At 65.4% G+C, this 14426-nt stretch carries 20 protein-coding genes, 1 tRNA gene and 1 other RNA gene; 8 read left to right on the forward strand and 14 right to left on the reverse strand.

Annotated elements, in window-relative coordinates; all coding sequences use genetic code 11:
- Nucleotides 1-22 precede the first annotated feature (22 nt).
- Nucleotides 23-556 carry a dihydrofolate reductase family protein gene (locus D7252_RS12905; protein ID WP_120775755.1) on the forward strand — a complete coding sequence of 178 codons (534 nt, stop codon included), beginning with the start codon at nt 23-25 and terminating at the stop codon, nt 554-556.
- 50 nt (nt 557-606) lie between these two features.
- The gene (gene dapF / locus D7252_RS12910) at nt 607-1479 is read left to right on the forward strand and encodes a diaminopimelate epimerase (protein ID WP_120775756.1); all 873 of its coding nucleotides are present in this window, start codon (nt 607-609) and stop codon (nt 1477-1479) included.
- 72 nt (nt 1480-1551) lie between these two features.
- Here the strand turns inward: dapF and D7252_RS12915 are convergent, their stop codons facing one another.
- Nucleotides 1552-2193, reverse strand: a complete 642-nt coding sequence (locus D7252_RS12915) for a class I SAM-dependent methyltransferase (protein ID WP_120775757.1) — start codon at nt 2191-2193, stop codon at nt 1552-1554.
- Between the two features lie 68 nt (nt 2194-2261).
- Here D7252_RS12915 and hflX point away from each other — a divergent pair, with 68 nt between their 5' ends.
- Nucleotides 2262-3773 carry a GTPase HflX gene (gene hflX, locus D7252_RS12920; RefSeq protein WP_120775758.1) on the forward strand — a complete coding sequence of 504 codons (1512 nt, stop codon included), beginning with the start codon at nt 2262-2264 and terminating at the stop codon, nt 3771-3773.
- A 5-nt stretch (nt 3774-3778) separates the two neighbouring features.
- Here hflX and D7252_RS12925 read toward each other — a convergent pair whose 3' ends face one another.
- Nucleotides 3779-4441 carry an SIMPL domain-containing protein gene (locus tag D7252_RS12925; RefSeq protein ID WP_120775759.1) on the reverse strand — a complete coding sequence of 221 codons (663 nt, stop codon included), beginning with the start codon at nt 4439-4441 and terminating at the stop codon, nt 3779-3781.
- Between the two features lie 141 nt (nt 4442-4582).
- On the opposite strand from D7252_RS12925, the gene ssrA reads away from it, so the two are divergent.
- Both ssrA and D7252_RS12935 read left to right on the forward strand, forming a co-directional pair.
- Nucleotides 4583-4952, forward strand: a transfer-messenger RNA (tmRNA) gene (gene ssrA / locus D7252_RS12930).
- 201 nt (nt 4953-5153) lie between these two features.
- Nucleotides 5154-6239: an ATP-binding protein gene (locus D7252_RS12935; protein ID WP_120775760.1), complete on the forward strand. Its 1086-nt coding sequence runs from the start codon at nt 5154-5156 to the stop codon at nt 6237-6239.
- A gap of 8 nt (nt 6240-6247) precedes the next feature.
- On the opposite strand, the gene D7252_RS12940 is transcribed toward D7252_RS12935, so the two are convergent.
- The 3 genes from D7252_RS12940 to D7252_RS12950 are packed head-to-tail and all read right to left on the reverse strand — an operon-like array spanning nt 6248 to nt 8165.
- Nucleotides 6248-6748: a GNAT family N-acetyltransferase gene (locus D7252_RS12940; protein WP_120775761.1), complete on the reverse strand. Its 501-nt coding sequence runs from the start codon at nt 6746-6748 to the stop codon at nt 6248-6250.
- A 44-nt stretch (nt 6749-6792) separates the two neighbouring features.
- On the reverse strand, nt 6793-7350 hold the full coding sequence (locus D7252_RS12945; protein WP_120776963.1) for a hypothetical protein: 558 nt from the start codon (nt 7348-7350) through the stop codon (nt 6793-6795).
- Between the two features lie 17 nt (nt 7351-7367).
- Nucleotides 7368-8165, reverse strand: coding sequence for an inositol monophosphatase family protein (locus D7252_RS12950; RefSeq protein WP_259461098.1), 798 nt, complete (start codon nt 8163-8165; stop codon nt 7368-7370).
- Between the two features lie 154 nt (nt 8166-8319).
- Between D7252_RS12950 and D7252_RS12955 the strand changes: the two genes are divergently transcribed.
- Nucleotides 8320-8392, forward strand: a tRNA-Lys gene (locus D7252_RS12955).
- 93 nt (nt 8393-8485) lie between these two features.
- Here D7252_RS12955 and D7252_RS12960 read toward each other — a convergent pair.
- A complete protein-coding gene (locus tag D7252_RS12960; protein ID WP_120775763.1) occupies nt 8486-9682 on the reverse strand; it encodes a site-specific integrase in 1197 nt (398 codons plus the stop codon).
- 36 nt (nt 9683-9718) lie between these two features.
- Between D7252_RS12960 and D7252_RS12965 the strand changes: the two genes are divergently transcribed.
- Both D7252_RS12965 and D7252_RS12970 read left to right on the forward strand, forming a co-directional pair.
- Complete coding sequence (locus D7252_RS12965; RefSeq protein ID WP_120775764.1) at nt 9719-9916, forward strand: AlpA family transcriptional regulator; 198 nt, start codon at nt 9719-9721, stop codon at nt 9914-9916.
- Entirely contained in the window at nt 9906-10166 is a 261-nt protein-coding gene (locus D7252_RS12970) for a hypothetical protein (protein WP_120775765.1), read from the forward strand. The genes D7252_RS12965 and D7252_RS12970 overlap by 11 nt, the downstream gene beginning before the upstream one ends.
- On the opposite strand, the gene D7252_RS12975 is transcribed toward D7252_RS12970, so the two are convergent.
- The 8 genes from D7252_RS12975 to D7252_RS13010 form a co-directional block, all read right to left on the reverse strand.
- Nucleotides 10163-10504, reverse strand: coding sequence for a hypothetical protein (locus D7252_RS12975; protein WP_120775766.1), 342 nt, complete (start codon nt 10502-10504; stop codon nt 10163-10165). The genes D7252_RS12970 and D7252_RS12975 overlap by 4 nt on opposite strands.
- Before the next feature lie 65 nt (nt 10505-10569).
- Complete coding sequence (locus tag D7252_RS12980) at nt 10570-11445, reverse strand: hypothetical protein (RefSeq protein ID WP_147406736.1); 876 nt, start codon at nt 11443-11445, stop codon at nt 10570-10572.
- Nucleotides 11442-11867: a hypothetical protein gene (locus D7252_RS12985; protein WP_120775768.1), complete on the reverse strand. Its 426-nt coding sequence runs from the start codon at nt 11865-11867 to the stop codon at nt 11442-11444. The genes D7252_RS12980 and D7252_RS12985 overlap by 4 nt, the downstream gene beginning before the upstream one ends.
- A 4-nt stretch (nt 11868-11871) precedes the next feature.
- Complete coding sequence (locus tag D7252_RS12990; RefSeq protein ID WP_120775769.1) at nt 11872-12336, reverse strand: hypothetical protein; 465 nt, start codon at nt 12334-12336, stop codon at nt 11872-11874.
- A gap of 42 nt (nt 12337-12378) precedes the next feature.
- The gene (locus D7252_RS12995) at nt 12379-12957 is read right to left on the reverse strand and encodes a recombinase family protein (RefSeq protein ID WP_120775770.1); all 579 of its coding nucleotides are present in this window, start codon (nt 12955-12957) and stop codon (nt 12379-12381) included.
- Nucleotides 12958-13108: 151 nt separating this feature from the next.
- Nucleotides 13109-13564, reverse strand: coding sequence for a hypothetical protein (locus tag D7252_RS13000; protein WP_120775771.1), 456 nt, complete (start codon nt 13562-13564; stop codon nt 13109-13111).
- Nucleotides 13561-13842: a WhiB family transcriptional regulator gene (locus tag D7252_RS13005; protein ID WP_120775772.1), complete on the reverse strand. Its 282-nt coding sequence runs from the start codon at nt 13840-13842 to the stop codon at nt 13561-13563. The genes D7252_RS13000 and D7252_RS13005 overlap by 4 nt, the downstream gene beginning before the upstream one ends.
- Entirely contained in the window at nt 13839-14321 is a 483-nt protein-coding gene (locus D7252_RS13010) for a hypothetical protein (protein WP_120775773.1), read from the reverse strand. Before D7252_RS13010 ends, D7252_RS13005 begins: the two co-directional genes overlap by 4 nt.
- Nucleotides 14322-14426 lie beyond the last annotated feature (105 nt).

The following is a 14426-nucleotide window of genomic DNA, read 5'->3' on the forward strand; positions in this document are numbered from 1 at the left end:
TGGCCGGTGAGACGCTGAATCGATGACGACTCACTTCTACACCGCCTCCAGCCTCGACGGGTTCATCGCCACCGAGGAGCACTCCCTCGACTGGCTGCTGAAGCAGGACATCGATCCTGACGGGCCGATGGCCTACCAGGTGTTCGAGAAGACAATCGGTGCCCTCGCCATGGGCGCTTCGACATTCGAATGGGTCATGCGTCACGAAGAGGGGCGGTGGGGATATACGCAACCCACGTGGGTGTTCACCCATCGCGATCTCGACGTCCCGGACGGCGCCGACATCCGTCTGACGCAGCTCGACGTGCACACCGTTCATGGAGAGATGCTCGAGGCTGCAGGCGACAGCGACCTCTGGGTGGTCGGGGGCGGCGACCTCGCCGGTCAGTTCGCCGACGCCGGTCTGCTCGACGAGGTGTGGGTGCAGTACGCGCCGGTCACGTTGGGATCCGGCGCCCCCTTGCTCCCACGCAGCCTCGACCTCGAACTGATCGAGGTCGCGAGAAACAGGAGCTTCATGTGCGGCCGCTATCGCGTGATCAGCGGCAGATCGTGAGTGCGCTGACGGCTGACCGGGTCAGCGTACGGAATCCCTAGACTGGGCTCATGGTCGCATTCACCAAGGGACACGGCACCGGCAACGACTTCGTCATCATCGCTGACCCCGAGGGAGACCTCGATCTCACGGTCGAGCAGGTCGCGGTGCTCTGCGACCGCAACTTCGGCATCGGAGCAGACGGCATCCTGCGCGTCGTTCGATCCTCCGCGATCCCCGATGGGGCGGCGGCGCTTGAAGAAGAACCCGACGCCGAGTGGTTCATGGATTATCGCAACGCCGACGGCTCGACGGCAGAGATGTGCGGAAACGGCATCCGTGTGTTCGCTCATTTCCTCGTCCGCGCCGGGCTTGCGACCATTGAGCCCGGCTCGACTCTGCCGATCGGAACCCGGGCGGGCGTTCGCGATGTCACGCGAAGTGCCACCGGTTATCAGGTCGACCTCGGTCGTTGGACGTTGTCGGGAGACGACCCGCTCGTGCGCGTCGATGGCCTGCCGGTCACCCGTCCTGGCCTCGGCATCGACGTCGGCAACCCGCACGTCGTCGTCGCTCTCGCCTCTGAAGCAGAACTCGCCGCTGCCGAGCTGCACCGTGCCCCTGACCTCGACCCGATCCTCCCGGCCGGAGCGAACGTCGAGTTCGTGGTGCCCGGCGAACCGCTCGTGCGTGACGGAGTGGGCCACGTGCGGATGCGGGTGTTCGAGCGGGGTGTGGGCGAGACCCTCAGCTGCGGGACTGGCGTCGCCGCGACGGCTCTTGCCGTGCGCTATTGGGCGGGCGATCAGGCACCGAACAACTGGCAGGTGGAGGTCCCGGGTGGCACTCTCGGCGTGCGGATGTTCCCGGCGGAAGACGGCGAGCACGTCGCACTTTCGGGTCCCGCGCAGCTGGTCTTCCAGGGCGAAATCGATCTGATCTGACGGGCATCGCGATCTCGCGTCGACGCCGGCTGAACCAGCCTCGCCCTGAAGCCGAACCAGCCTCGCCCTGAATCAGCTGACGGTGATCGGCTCGGTCGGCGGAGTGCCGTGCTTGCGCACCTTCAGGATGCGATATCCCTTGCCGGTTGCCGTGCGGAAGACGCTGTACCCCGGGTGGAAGGTCGCGGAAAGCCAGCGCTGCAGCGAATCCGCCCCGAGGTTGCGCTGAACGACCAGCCAGGCATCGCTGCGGTCATCCAGTCGCGGGATCCATCGCTCCAGGAGCCCGTGCAGTTCATCCTTGCCCACGCGAATCGGGGGGTTGGAGCGGATCGTGCGGAATGTGATGTCTGCGGGAACATCGTCGGGCAGAGAGGCGTTGACATTGGTAAGACCGAGTGCGGCGGCATTCCGACGCACAAGGTCCAAAGCACGCTCATTCACGTCGACGGCCCACACCGTAGCGTGCGGAGCAGCAAGCGCCATCGAGAGGCTGATGGGCCCCCAACCGCTGCCGAGGTCGAGAAGATCGCCTCCCGGGGGCACCGGGGGCATGTTGGCGAAGAGAACTGCAGTGCCGGCATCCAACCGATCCGGGCTGAAGACGCCACCTGCGGTAGTGACATCCAGGTCTCGGCCTGCGAGCGTCACGCGGATCGTTCGAAGGTTCTCGGGGCTTGCCGGAGCCGCAGTGAAATAGTGGTCGGACCCCATACGGTGAGCGTACCGGACAGCGCGGGCTAAGGTTAAGGCTCGCAACGAAACCCAGAGATCAGGAACGGATGACGGATACCACTTCACCCTCCACCGACGACGGCGCGGTCGACCGCGTGCTCGCCAACGCCGACCAGCGCTCCGAGGTGCGCGTCTTCGGCGGGGCGCAGGCGCTGCAGGACGAGGCGACGGCAGCGCACGGCGCTTCAGACGGCAATCAGTGGGATCTCGAAGACCGCCACGCGCTTCGTCGCGTCGGCGGACTCTCCACGGAGCTCGAAGATGTCACCGAGGTCGAGTACCGACAGCTGCGGCTCGAGAACGTGGTGCTCGTGGGTGTCTACCCGCAGGGCGCGCAAGAGGATGCCGAGAACTCCCTCCGTGAGCTCGCTGCGCTGGCCGAGACCGCTGGGGCCGTCGTGCTCGATGCCGTGCTGCAGCGTCGTCCGCATCCCGACGCTGCCACCTACATCGGCCGAGGCAAGGCGCAGGAACTGAAGGACATCGTCGCGGCCGTCGGTGCCGACACCGTCATCGCCGACACGGAACTCGCGCCGAGCCAGCGACGCGCGCTGGAAGACGTCGTCAAGGTCAAGGTCATCGATCGTACGACCGTCATTCTGGACATCTTCAGCCAGCACGCGAAGAGCCGTGAGGGCAAAGCCCAGGTCGAGCTGGCCCAGTTGGAGTACCTGCTTCCGCGCCTGCGCGGTTGGGGTGACTCGATGAGCCGTCAGGCCGGTGGGCAGGTCGGCGCTGGTGGCGCCGGTATGGGTTCGCGTGGTCCGGGTGAAACGAAGATCGAGCTCGACCGCCGCCGTATCCGCACGAAGATGGCGTTGCTGCGCAGGCAGATCCGCGACTTCGGTCCGGCGCGCGAGGCCAAGCGCGCGGAGCGCAAGCGCAACACGATCCCCTCTGTGGCGATCGCCGGGTACACCAACGCCGGGAAGTCCAGCCTCCTCAACGCACTCACGAGCGCGGGCGTGTTGGTGGAGAACGCTCTGTTCGCCACGCTCGACGCGACGGTCCGCCGATCGGAGACCGAAGACGGCCGCGTCTACACGATCACCGACACGGTCGGCTTCGTGAGGAACCTGCCGCCGCAGCTCGTCGAGGCGTTCCGCTCGACGCTTGAAGAAGTAGGTCAGGCAGACGTCGTTCTGCACGTGGTCGACGGATCGCACCCTGATCCGGCCGGACAACTGCAGACGGTGCGCGATGTGATGGGTGACGTCGGGGTGAGAGATCTCCCGGAGATCGTCGTCTTCAACAAGGCAGACCTCATCGATGACGACGAGCGTCTCGTGCTGCGTGGCCTGCAGCCGCACGCGCACTTCGTGTCATCGCGGTCGGGCGAGGGCATCGCCGAGCTTCGCGCCGCCATCGAGGATGCACTCCCCAAGCCCGCGGTCGAGGTTCACGCCGTTGTTCCGTACGAGCGGGGCGACCTGATCGCCGCGATTCACGAGACAGGGATGCTCCTCTCCGTGGAGCACCGCGAAGAAGGCACGGCGGTGCACGCCAGAGTCTCGGAGCGCCTGGCCGCGGAGCTCACGGCGTTCACGCACGACGCCTGAGCGATTCAGCGGGCGAGGAATCGCGCCTCGACGGTGGCCGAGATGACGATGTCGTCCGGCTCGTACTCCATCGCCGGTGCGGAATCTGCGGCGAAGGCGACACCGCGCGCCTTCACCATCGGGGAGCCCGGAGCCGTTCTGCCATCGGAGATCAGCCCGACATCGGCGATCTCGAGGGGAAGGACCTCGTGCCGTCCGAGTGCGCGAGCATAGGTGTCGGCACGCGTCACAGCCACTCCGACGGCCTGTGCCGCGACCTCCTGCTCGACACGAACCCTGGTCTCCGGCGTCAGATGCCAGTTCACGCTGCCGACTTCGATGCCGTCCCAGGCGGAGATGTCCGACACCCAGGTCGAGAGTTCGGATGCTTCGGCGAAGGTCGCGGTGAAGTCGACGCTGGCATAGTGCACCGGCGCGAGGCGCTTGCCTTCGCTGTTCCACGGGCGCTCCGCGCGAACGGCCAGTCGTTTGCTCGTCCAGTCGACGATCGTTCCTGCATCCGCTCGGTCGGAGATGCTCCTGCGCACGGGGTCGGCGAGACGCAGCGCCTGGTCGACGACCGCAGAGCGCTCAGGACCCTCCGCGCGAACACCGACCCGGATGCTGGCCCGCTCGGGTGCGACCCGCGCCTCGTGCTCACCGCGGACAGTGACCGTGACTTCGCTCATACGGTGACTCTACGCCAGCGATGCGCGCGGACGCGGAATGGCGAAGGCGCTCTCGACGTTGTAGTCTGTGATGCTCAGGTGTTCGTCATCTGAGATGAAAATTCCACAGTGCGACAGCGGCTCCTTCGAGAGAAGGTCCACGGGGCTGATCGGTTTCGACAGCGCCTGTGAATCCACGAGAAGCGGGCCGAGGATGCAGAGTTATCTCGTAAACGCTCTCTGCAAAAAAATAGTTGCCGAAACCAAGCGCAACGACTTCGCCCTCGCTGCATAAGCGAGCCCGATAGTCCGTCAGGCCGTGTGTGATTCCGGCACGGATCCTGGCGTCATTTAGGAATCTTGCTGTGTGATGGCGTCTGGACGTCACACGGGACTCTTCCCAGGCTGGGCTCGTCGACTTAGGTGTCTGTGACAAAGGTCGGAGCCGAGTAGAACGTCTGCACAGACTGCGCCCGGAGAAGGCGTGGAGACTCAGCGTTGGACGGGGGTTCGATTCCCCCCAGCTCCACCAGGTCGCTGTCGCAAGAAAGAGGCCCGCCTCCCCAGTGTTCACTGGGAGGCGGGCCTTTTTGCGTCTGCTCACTCCGTCAGGCGCATACCGAGGACGATCGGTCCGCCGTATCGTCCCCTCGCCGAAGGCGAGCACGCTGCCCGCGCTCTTCCCTGGGGTCGCGTGACAGGGCATTCTGGAGGCGACCAGAAAGAGGTGGACATGACCGCACTGACCATCGGGGCGACGATCGAGGACGCGGACACACCTGCTCGACTGGATGCGCGTCGCTTCAACCGGCATACGTTCTGGTGCGGTCAGAGCGGGAGCGGCAAGACCTACGCGCTCGGTGTCGTGCTCGAGCAGCTGCTGCTGCACACTGAACTTCCGCTGCTCATCCTCGACCCGAACGCGGATTTCGTCCGACTCGGAGAGGTGCGTCCCACTACTGCGGAGCCCGACGCGACTCGTTTGGCGGACCTCGACGTGCGCGTGTTCCGTTCCGGGCGCGCTGACGGTGAGCGGCTGCGCGTGAGATATGTCGACCTCTCACCGGCGGCCAAGGCGGCGGTGCTGCAGATCGACCCGGTCGCGGATGCCGAGGAGTACAACGCGCTGCTCCACACCGACGTGTCGACAGAGGAGTTCGACGCGGCTGAGATGGTCCGCGGTCTGCGTGCGACCGGCGATCCGGCGAAAGCACGTCTTGCCAACCGCATGGAGAACCTGCAGGTCCTCGAGTGGGAACTATGGTCGCGCGGTAAAGCATCGGTCGTCGACACGATCGATGCGAGGCCGCGCGCCACCGTTCTCGACCTGGGCGGGTTCGATCACCCGGTGGAGCCGAAAGTGGCGGCCCTCGCCGTCCTGGAGCATCTGTGGATGCGGCGTGAGGAACGTCGCCCGGTATTGATCGTCATCGACGAGGCCCACAACCTGTGTTCGCCGCAGCCGGCCACGGCGGTGGAGCGGGAACTGACGGCCCGGCTCATCCAGATCGCCGCTGAAGGCCGGAAGTTCGGTCTCTGGCTTTTCCTCTCGACGCAGCGACCGACCAAGATTCACCCGAACGTGCTCTCCCAGTGCGACAACCTCGGGTTGATGCGGGTGAACGCCCCGAGGGACCTGGCGGAGCTTGCGGACGTCTTCGGTTTCGCCTCGGATGAGGCGATCCGGCGGGCACAGTCCTTCCATCAGGGGCAGGCGCTGTTCGCCGGGGGCTTCATCGCCGAGTCCACCTTCGTGCAGATGGGGGAGCGGTTGACCTATGAGGCCGGCGGCGACGTCCGCGTGCCGTTGCGCGAGTAAGCCGCGGGTCACCGCACCCGGAGGTCGCGCACCCATTCGTTCATGACGAGGGGGCGCCCGCGGAATGCTTCGGTGAAAGAACCCTCGAGGCGGAAACCTGCCCGGCGGCACACAGCGTTCGATGCACCGTTGTCGACCTCGGGGAAGGCGACCATCGTGTCCGGGCCGTCAGCGTGAAGGAGCTCCTCGTCGATCAGGAGCCCAAGAGCCTGAGCGGCGACACCTCGGCCCTGCGCCTCCGGGAGGACGAACCAGCCGGTCTCGAGGGCATCGCGGTCACGCCAGCGCACTTTCCACGAGCCGATCGAGCCGACAGAACGCCCGTCTGCGACGATCGCGAACATCTTGGCGTCGCCTGCTGACACGAGCCGCAGGTAGCGTGCGTGCCGTTCGGCGATCTGCTCCTCGGTCTCCGGACCGTTCAGATGTGCGGTCATCTCGGGGGTGTTGGCCCGATGAAGGAGAGAGAGATCGTCATCCTGCCAGAGGCGGAGAGCAAGGGATTCCATCGGGTCAGCCTGGCAGGTACCACCGACATCCGAAAACGGGGCGCTCAGCTGCCCCAGTCGATGAGGATCAGGCTCTGCTTGGTATCGGCCAACTTCACCCAGCCGTCGTTGAAGAGGTAGGTCATCCCGTAGCCCTCGTCGTCGGTCCCCATCGCATATTGCGGGTCTTCCGTGAAGTAGACCCCTTCGGGGGATTCCTCGCGGCGCCAACCGCCGGCGGCCAGGGCCTCCTGTGCTTTCTCGGCCTGCTCGGCGGTGATCTCCGCCCACCCGTAGAGCTGGCCGTGATCGGATCCGACCGAGTAGTCGGCCCAGAAGCACAGCAACCCCTCGGTGAGTTCGACGTCTCCGACGACGAACTCCTTGGGCTTGGCCGTCCACCCGGCATCCGTCAGCGCCTCCACTGTGCCGGGGGAGATCATGGTCTCGCACGTGATCGGCCCTTCGGTCTCGGCCGACGCGCCGGGGTCTGATCCGGGAGTCGGCGTCGCGGACGCGTGAGGCGCTGTGGTCGGTGTTTCGCCGGACGCCGCGCACGACGACAAGGCGAGCGCGGCAAGCAGGACAGCGGCCGCGAAGGTGAGGGAACGGCGGCTCGACACGGGCTTCACGATCCTGATCAACGGTGCATCAGAGTCAGGAAGTCGTCGTGAAGGGCACCATTCGTCGCCAGCGTGGATCGTGCCGAGATCGTATCGGCGCCGTCGAACGCGGTCATCCGCCCGCCGGCTTCCCGCACGATCGGCACCGCCGCGGCGATGTCGTATTCCTTGACGCCGAACTCCGCGACCATGTCGATGCGACCTTCGGCCAGGAGCATGTACGAGTACACATCGCCGTAGGCCCGGTCGCGCCACACGCGCGCGGCCACCGTGAGCAGGGTGTCGAGGTGCCCGGCCTCCGACCACTGCGCGATGCTCTGGAAGCTCACACTGGCGTCGTCGAGCGTGTTCACGTCGGAGGTCTTCAGCCTTCGGGACTCCTCGCCGTCCGACGTCCACGCGCCGGCGCCCGCTGAGGCCCACCAGCGGCGTCCGAGCGCGGGCATGCTGACCACGCCGACAACGGGCACACCATCGATCGCCAGGGCGATCATCGTGCCCCACAGGGGGACTCCGCGGAGGAAGTTGGCCGTGCCGTCGATGGGATCGATGATCCATTGCCTGTGGGTGCCGCCCTGGGCTCCGAACTCTTCCCCGAAGATGCCGTCATCGGGACGCTCCGTCTCGAGGACGCCACGAATGGCACGCTCGGTCGCGAGGTCGGCATCGGTCACATGCGAGTGGTCGGCCTTCGTCGAGATCTGGAGATCTGCGGCATCGAAACGCGGGAAGGACTGCGCGTCGGCGGCGTCCGCGAGCCGGAGAGCGAGCTCGAGATCGTTGCGCAGGTCGTCGGCGCTGGGGGAGGCGGTCACGCTCTCAGAATAGTCGGCAGAACGGTGGCTCCCGAGGGACGTTTGGCCACTCTCGGGGTCTTCCCGTGGACAGCTGCACGTCCGCCCGCCTCGATTTCGCATGGAGCCCACGGACTGGTAATGTAATTCCTCGGTCGGGGTCATCCCGGGCCACGCACCTCTAGCTCAATCGGCAGAGCAACTGACTCTTAATCAGTGGGTTCTCGGTTCAAGTCCGAGGGGGTGCACGAAAAACCCCTGATCTCTCGCCAGATTCGGGGGTTTTTCGCTTTCTGGGCGAGACGCATATTCAGGATTTGGTCAGGATGCGTTCCGACTGGTCAGGATTTGTCCTGACTCTTCCGGCCCTTTCGGAGGGCTCGATCTCGGGCCTTCGTCATCTTCTCCGTGACCTCATCCATGCGGTCCGGGAAGAGCTTGGCGTACGTGTTCAGGGTCTCCTTGGCGTCGGCGTGGCCCAACATCTTCTGGACCATGAGCACGTCGGCACCGGCTGCGATGGCGAGTGACGCTGCGGTATGACGTAGCCCCTTCGGGGTGAGCCCAGCCGGGGTCTTCGCCGCCTCGGTCGCTCTCTTCCATTGTCGGTTGCGCCAGTTCCCTGGGCTCTCGTGATTGCCCTCTCGATTCACGAACAACGGGGCCGTCTTCGGGCGCTTGCCGATCTGGGCGCGGAGGTCATCCACGAGGTGCGGCGGGATCGGCACCTCACGGTTGCCGCTGCTGGTCTTCGGGCTGGTCCCGATGATCGGCTTCGCGGAGCCGTTGACCGTCCACGTCTTCGAGATCGAGAGACGACGTCGAGTGAGATCTACATCTCCCACGTCGAGCGCGAACGCCTCGCCCGGACGCAAGCCGATGTTCCCCATGATGCCGACGAGTAGTGCATCCTGCGCGGTCGCGGTCGCCCGCATGGCCTCGATCAGCTTCTCCAACTGGGCGTAGGTGAGGAAGATCACCGGCTCCGACTCTGTGCGCGGAGTCTCAACTCCCGATGCCGGATTGCGTCTGATCCATCCCTCTTGGACGGCGAACCTCAGGGCGGCGATGAACGGCACCAGTACCGCCTTGGTGGTTCTCGGTGCCAGCGGCCCCTGTGCGCCTTCCATGCCCTGTCTGCGGGCCGCGGAGCCGTCCTGGAGGGCGGAGACCCACATGTCGATGTCGGTGCGCTTGACGGCGCTCAGGCGAGTCTTCCCCCAGCGCGGCAAGACGTAGTTGTCGATGCGGGCGCGGTAGGTGCCCCGGCTCGCCTCGCCCGGATTCTTCTTCGAGTTCATCCAGGCTTCGACGGCGTCGGCCACGGTCATCGCGGCGATCTCGGGGCTTGTGTAGCTGTTCTCCCTCAGCGAGTTCTCCATGAACGTCTGGTGCGCCTCGGCCTCGGGCTTCTTCCTGAAGCTCTGAGAGCGCTCACGGTTCGTGTCGGGGTCGATCCACACGACACGCCATCGAAGGCCGGGGCCGGTCTTCGCGCCCTTCCATCGATCCGCGATCCACACTTTGGTGCTGCTCATCCTTGTTCGTTCCCTCTCGGTGCGCGTATCACGAGTATGACGAACGATAACGCCAGCTCCCGACTACTCACGCCGCGCGACGCCTCTCGATACCTGGGGCGATCCGTTGCTGCCCTGGCCCAGCTCCGGTATCGGGGCACCGGCCCTCGGTTCATTCATGCTGGGGGCCGCGTCCGCTATCGGCAGTCCGATATCGATGTGTGGCTCCAGGCAGGCGAGCGCGATGCGACGTGATCCGGGGACCTGGGATCTTGACGAGATGATCGCGTCCGGCCAGATCGAGGGCGATGCCGTTGCCGCACAGAGGCGTCTGGACAAGGCCAGGCTGGAGCGCGATTTCTTCTACGCGCTTCAGCACGACGTCGAGCTGGTGATCGAGATCGCGGAGGCATCCGGCAAGGCTGCCGCGAAGGAAGAGCGACGGGAAGCTGCGCGGGCTGCGAAGGCCCAGGACGCTGCTCTTGGGGCTTTGAGGAGGACCTAGCGGTACCGGTCGTGCTGCGGGATCTCTTCGATGATCTCGACCGCGTTGCCCCACACCCAGCACCGGAACGTCTGCTCGGTCCCGTGGAACTCGATCCCGACTGCGAGCGGCGTCGAGCGCATGATCTTGGCATCCACGCGGACGGCCTCAGCTCCGAACCGCACCCACGCCCGCACTCGTCGCTGGAGGGCATGAGGGTAGACCGTGACGGGGTGCTCGCGTAGAGCGAGTTCCCGATCAGAGAGCGACTGGAGAGGGCCGCGCTTGGCTGCGGCAGTGACGGACGCCCGCGCACTGCGTACGTAGTTCGACGCTTTCAGCCGGTCGCTCGCACCCATCCCCGCACCTCGATCTCCGAGAGATCGAGGATATCAAGAGTCGAACATACGTTCGAGACGTAGATCTAGGGAGACTCTCCAGCTCGCGAGCCGTCGTCGCGGTGATCGGGGTCTTCGTCATCGAGGACTCGAACGTCCGTTACCACCACCGCCCCCACATCGTTGCCAGCGCGATTTGTCATGCGCGCAAAGTGGACGGGTTCTAGTCCGCCGCCATCGAGTCCGCTCACTCGGAGGTACTCCTGTCTCAGCTGATCCAGTTCGGTCAGCTCAGCCTCGTGGACGTCCTCGAACTGGTCGAACAGCCAGCCGTAGTAGTCCTCGCGCAACGCGGCGTACTCTGTGACGGCCTCGGTAATGACGATGGACTCTTTGCCACTCAGGTACTCCTTGGCCCCCGCCGTGAACCTCTCGTTCGTGAGCATCGCTGCACTATTCAGCTTGGCGCTTCGGGTTAGGTGACCGTCTTGTACTCGTACCTCGAACTCCAGCGGCGGTGCAGACTGGTGAACAATGACATTCCTCAGATCCTTGATGAACCGCCCTACCGGTGCGGTCACGAGGGGAGCCCTTCGCTGCTCGTCCTGGAGCGCGAACTCCGTATCCTTGTACTTCGACATCAGAGCGCGGCAATGGTCGATGAGCGTCGCGTTCATGGACGTGTAGTTCGCCAGAAGAAGGAATGCCGTCAGCCAGAATTCGCCCATGCCGCCTCGGGCTCCGTCCGGCTGCGCGAGACGCGCTACCTTCTGCTCGGCGTCTGGTCCATTGAAATCCACGTAGCGCAGCAGCGAGTGCTCGTTGATGTTGAGCGCCGTGTGAACCATCTCTAGGGTGTTCCAGCGACGACGCGCCTGTTCGCCAGGATGATCCTGGATGCGGTCGTATATCTGGCTTGCTTCTCGGGCGCGTCCGTGGCGCTCGCGGTCGGTTTCGGTCACGGAGTCACGCTCGGCAGGATGCGGCGGTTTCGGCGTACCTCGTCGGCATCCACGAACCTCCACACGAGCACGACGTCGGGACGGCTCAGGGAGTACCGCTCTCCGACGAGCACGCCGAGTGAGTCTCCTGCATAGATCGTCCGCGGGAAGTCCTCACGGAATCTCAGCAAGCCCGCTTTCTTGGCGGGGTCTGCCTCCACCGCCGTCACGATGACGTCGCGTGTGGAGTCGTTCCGGATCGTGAAGAGGTCGCCGCTCACGTGCTCGGCGTCGCCCCATGGGGGTGCGTTGTCGTCGCGACTGTTCCGGCTCTCAGCTCGGCGTGCGCGGCGCTCTGCGAGGATGCCGAATACGAGACCGGCGATGCCGATCAGCCACGGGACCCACTCCCACACTGCCGCGCCGATCTTCTCCCAGTCCATGCCGTTACTCGGCGGTGAGGTCGTCGTGGCGGGGACCGTAGTCCGGGGGTTCGCCGTTCTCGCCCCCGACCGGCTTGCCGTCCGGGCGCTTCAGCGGGACGTGACAGGTCTGACAGATGATCCAGTCGTCGTCCTCGTCCTCGCTCGGGAGATGATGGCCGCGGGCCAGGCATTTGGCCGCGTTGGCGTCGCTGCCCTCGCGGAAACTGAGCATCATCCGGATGGTGTCGGCGTCGTTCACGAAGTAGCCGCCATCGCGCCGCACCCAAAGTCCGGCAGTCTCCAGCTCGACCGCCGTCAGCGTCGTCTCTGCGGCAATGGACTGTAGGTAGTCGTCTGGGATGAATCCCGGGGTGCCGCGTTGGAAGCTCTCGGTGATCGCGAAGTGGTGGAGCTGGAACGCGGGCATGCTCAGCGCCGGAAGCCCCTCAGCCTGGAGGAAGGTCTCGCGGTCGTCGTCATCGTCCATGGGTACAGCGTGGCAGACGCGACCGTAGCGCGAGAAGATCGGCTAGTCGGCCAGGGCTCGATAGACCGATGCGCGCGAGATCCCCGTCAGCTTCACGATCTCGGCCACCGTGCGCCCCTTGGCCTTGTGCTGCCGAATCTTCCTGACATTCTCGGCTGTCATCGCCGAGATCGGTCGGCCCGCGATCTGCTCGCCATCCTTGGCGCGAGCTGCACGAGCTGCACGTGCCTCTGCGACGCGCTCGGCGTTCATCGAGCGCTCCCACTCGGCCACGTGGGTCATGACGGCCCGCACGAGCTTGCCCGTGGGGCCGGTGAAGTCTTCGCCCGGCTTCAAGCTCTTGACGATGATGTCGCGCTCTTCGAGATCGGCCAGGGTCGAGAGCACGTGCAGCGCGGAGCGGCCCAGGCGATCCATGCTCGCGACGGTGATCGTGTCGCCGGGGCGGACGCGGGAGAGGAGATCGTCCAGCCCGGGTCGAGACTGTCGAGCACCGCTGATCTTGTCCTCGAAGATGTCGGCTCGGTCGATCCCGGCCTCGGTCAGGCGGTCGAGCTGGCGGTCATTTGTCTGCGAGGTGGTCGAGACTCTTGCGTAGCCGAAGCTCTTCGAGGTGGTCATGTCTCAACTGTAAACCGTACGGGGTATCTGAGACAAGTAGCAGAGACAGTTTTTGGTCACTTTCTCGTGACGATCTGCGTGCTGCAATGGCAGGGATTCGGAACGTCTCGAATCCTTGGATTTGAGACGCGGTGCCGCGCGGTGTTCGAGGTCAGCGGATGGCGACAAACTCCCGCGGTGAATAGAGCTTTCCGAATCGGCATCGGAAGCTCGCGATGACGTCGAGGTCGTTGGCGTCCACGGCCCACATGCACGGGTCTGTGTGACGCCCGCTACCCTCCCTCCAGGCGTCGAACCTCGCGGCACTCCACCACGTGCCGTCAGGTGACGCCGCCCAGCGGTACAACGTCGTCGGGATGTCGTTGGCCGTCAGGGGCCGGTAGTCCTCGACCTCGTAGCTCAACCGCGGATGTCCGTCGATCCACTCCGAGTCGGTGGCGACGAGATCCGCGTGCACGGGACCTACGTCGCGTAGGGCTGCGAGGACATCGGGAGGTGGCGTGCCGTACTGGCTCTTGACTGCGAGCACGGCATCGACCACGGCGTCGCGGCCCAGTGGGCGTGCGTCGGCGGTGGCGAGTCGCATCGTGAACGGGATGAGAGTCACGTCGTCACCCGTTCTGGTGGCAGAGCTGTGCGACGTCGAGGATTCGCCTGCGGCTTGGTGCGACGAATGACACCGCCATAGACACCCCAGACGCGGTGCCGGTGCTCCGCCTTCCCGTACTCGCTGCACTGCACCAGGACCGGGCAGGAGTCGCAGATCTTCCTGAGCACGGCATCATGGTCGGCGGTCTCGGAGATGAACCTCTCGTCACCATTGCACGAGGGGGTGTTAGCGGTCAGAGCGATCTGGAGGGCTTGCCAGGCGGTGGCGGCGCTCATCGGCCCAAGAACACTTCTCGAAGCTGCGTGAGCTGATTCGGAGCGAGCCCGATCATCTCGCGCATGCCCTGAGGGCGGACCACGAGGACCACTACACGTCCGGCCTCGCGGCTACTGTCGAGGTAGGCGAGAACCGCGACCTGCCGCGATGTGCGGACCATGACGTCGGCGGGGATGCGGATGTCGTGATCGCCTAGTCGAATCCAGGGGCCTGAGGTGCTGCGGAATCGAGGGGTCACGAGCTTGATGCCGTGCAGTGACGTGGCCTGCATGAGGCCGTTCAGCGCTTCCTGCATCGTCGCGGCGTCTTGCGGGCGCTGCGGTGCCGTGGGAGGCGCGGAGGGCCGCACAGGCGGTGCGACAGGCCCAGCCTGGACGGGCTGCTGCTGCGCCTCCTGCTTCGGCTGAGAGTACCCGGGCTCGTTGCGCCCACTGACTCGGAAGGCATGAATCTTGCGACCTGCGCGGCTCGTCTTCACGGTTCGCTCCCTGCTGTCGATGATGTGGACCGACCCCCGCGCTCAGTCCCAACTTTTGATCGTTTGGTCACGGGGGCCGGGGCTTGTGAGTCCCGATCCCCGCCG

Origin of the sequence: Microbacterium sp. CGR2 (assembly GCF_003626735.1) — a bacterium.
Classification (GTDB): domain Bacteria; phylum Actinomycetota; class Actinomycetes; order Actinomycetales; family Microbacteriaceae; genus Microbacterium.

What these genes read in the sequence shown, in the direction of transcription:
- D7252_RS12905 (WP_120775755.1), top strand. Translation starts at nt 23, where the DNA reads ATGACGACTCACTTCTACACCGCCTCCAGCCTCGACGGGTTCATCGCC.
- dapF (WP_120775756.1), top strand. Translation starts at nt 607, where the DNA reads ATGGTCGCATTCACCAAGGGACACGGCACCGGCAACGACTTCGTCATC.
- D7252_RS12915 (WP_120775757.1), bottom strand. Translation starts at nt 2,193, where the DNA reads ATGGGGTCCGACCACTATTTCACTGCGGCTCCGGCAAGCCCCGAGAAC.
- hflX (WP_120775758.1), top strand. Translation starts at nt 2,262, where the DNA reads ATGACGGATACCACTTCACCCTCCACCGACGACGGCGCGGTCGACCGC.
- D7252_RS12925 (WP_120775759.1), bottom strand. Translation starts at nt 4,441, where the DNA reads ATGAGCGAAGTCACGGTCACTGTCCGCGGTGAGCACGAGGCGCGGGTC.
- D7252_RS12935 (WP_120775760.1), top strand. Translation starts at nt 5,154, where the DNA reads ATGACCGCACTGACCATCGGGGCGACGATCGAGGACGCGGACACACCT.
- D7252_RS12940 (WP_120775761.1), bottom strand. Translation starts at nt 6,748, where the DNA reads ATGGAATCCCTTGCTCTCCGCCTCTGGCAGGATGACGATCTCTCTCTC.
- D7252_RS12960 (WP_120775763.1), bottom strand. Translation starts at nt 9,682, where the DNA reads ATGAGCAGCACCAAAGTGTGGATCGCGGATCGATGGAAGGGCGCGAAG.
- D7252_RS12965 (WP_120775764.1), top strand. Translation starts at nt 9,719, where the DNA reads ATGACGAACGATAACGCCAGCTCCCGACTACTCACGCCGCGCGACGCC.
- D7252_RS12970 (WP_120775765.1), top strand. Translation starts at nt 9,906, where the DNA reads ATGCGACGTGATCCGGGGACCTGGGATCTTGACGAGATGATCGCGTCC.
- D7252_RS12975 (WP_120775766.1), bottom strand. Translation starts at nt 10,504, where the DNA reads ATGGGTGCGAGCGACCGGCTGAAAGCGTCGAACTACGTACGCAGTGCG.
- D7252_RS12985 (WP_120775768.1), bottom strand. Translation starts at nt 11,867, where the DNA reads ATGGACTGGGAGAAGATCGGCGCGGCAGTGTGGGAGTGGGTCCCGTGG.
- D7252_RS12990 (WP_120775769.1), bottom strand. Translation starts at nt 12,336, where the DNA reads ATGGACGATGACGACGACCGCGAGACCTTCCTCCAGGCTGAGGGGCTT.
- D7252_RS12995 (WP_120775770.1), bottom strand. Translation starts at nt 12,957, where the DNA reads ATGACCACCTCGAAGAGCTTCGGCTACGCAAGAGTCTCGACCACCTCG.
- D7252_RS13005 (WP_120775772.1), bottom strand. Translation starts at nt 13,842, where the DNA reads ATGAGCGCCGCCACCGCCTGGCAAGCCCTCCAGATCGCTCTGACCGCT.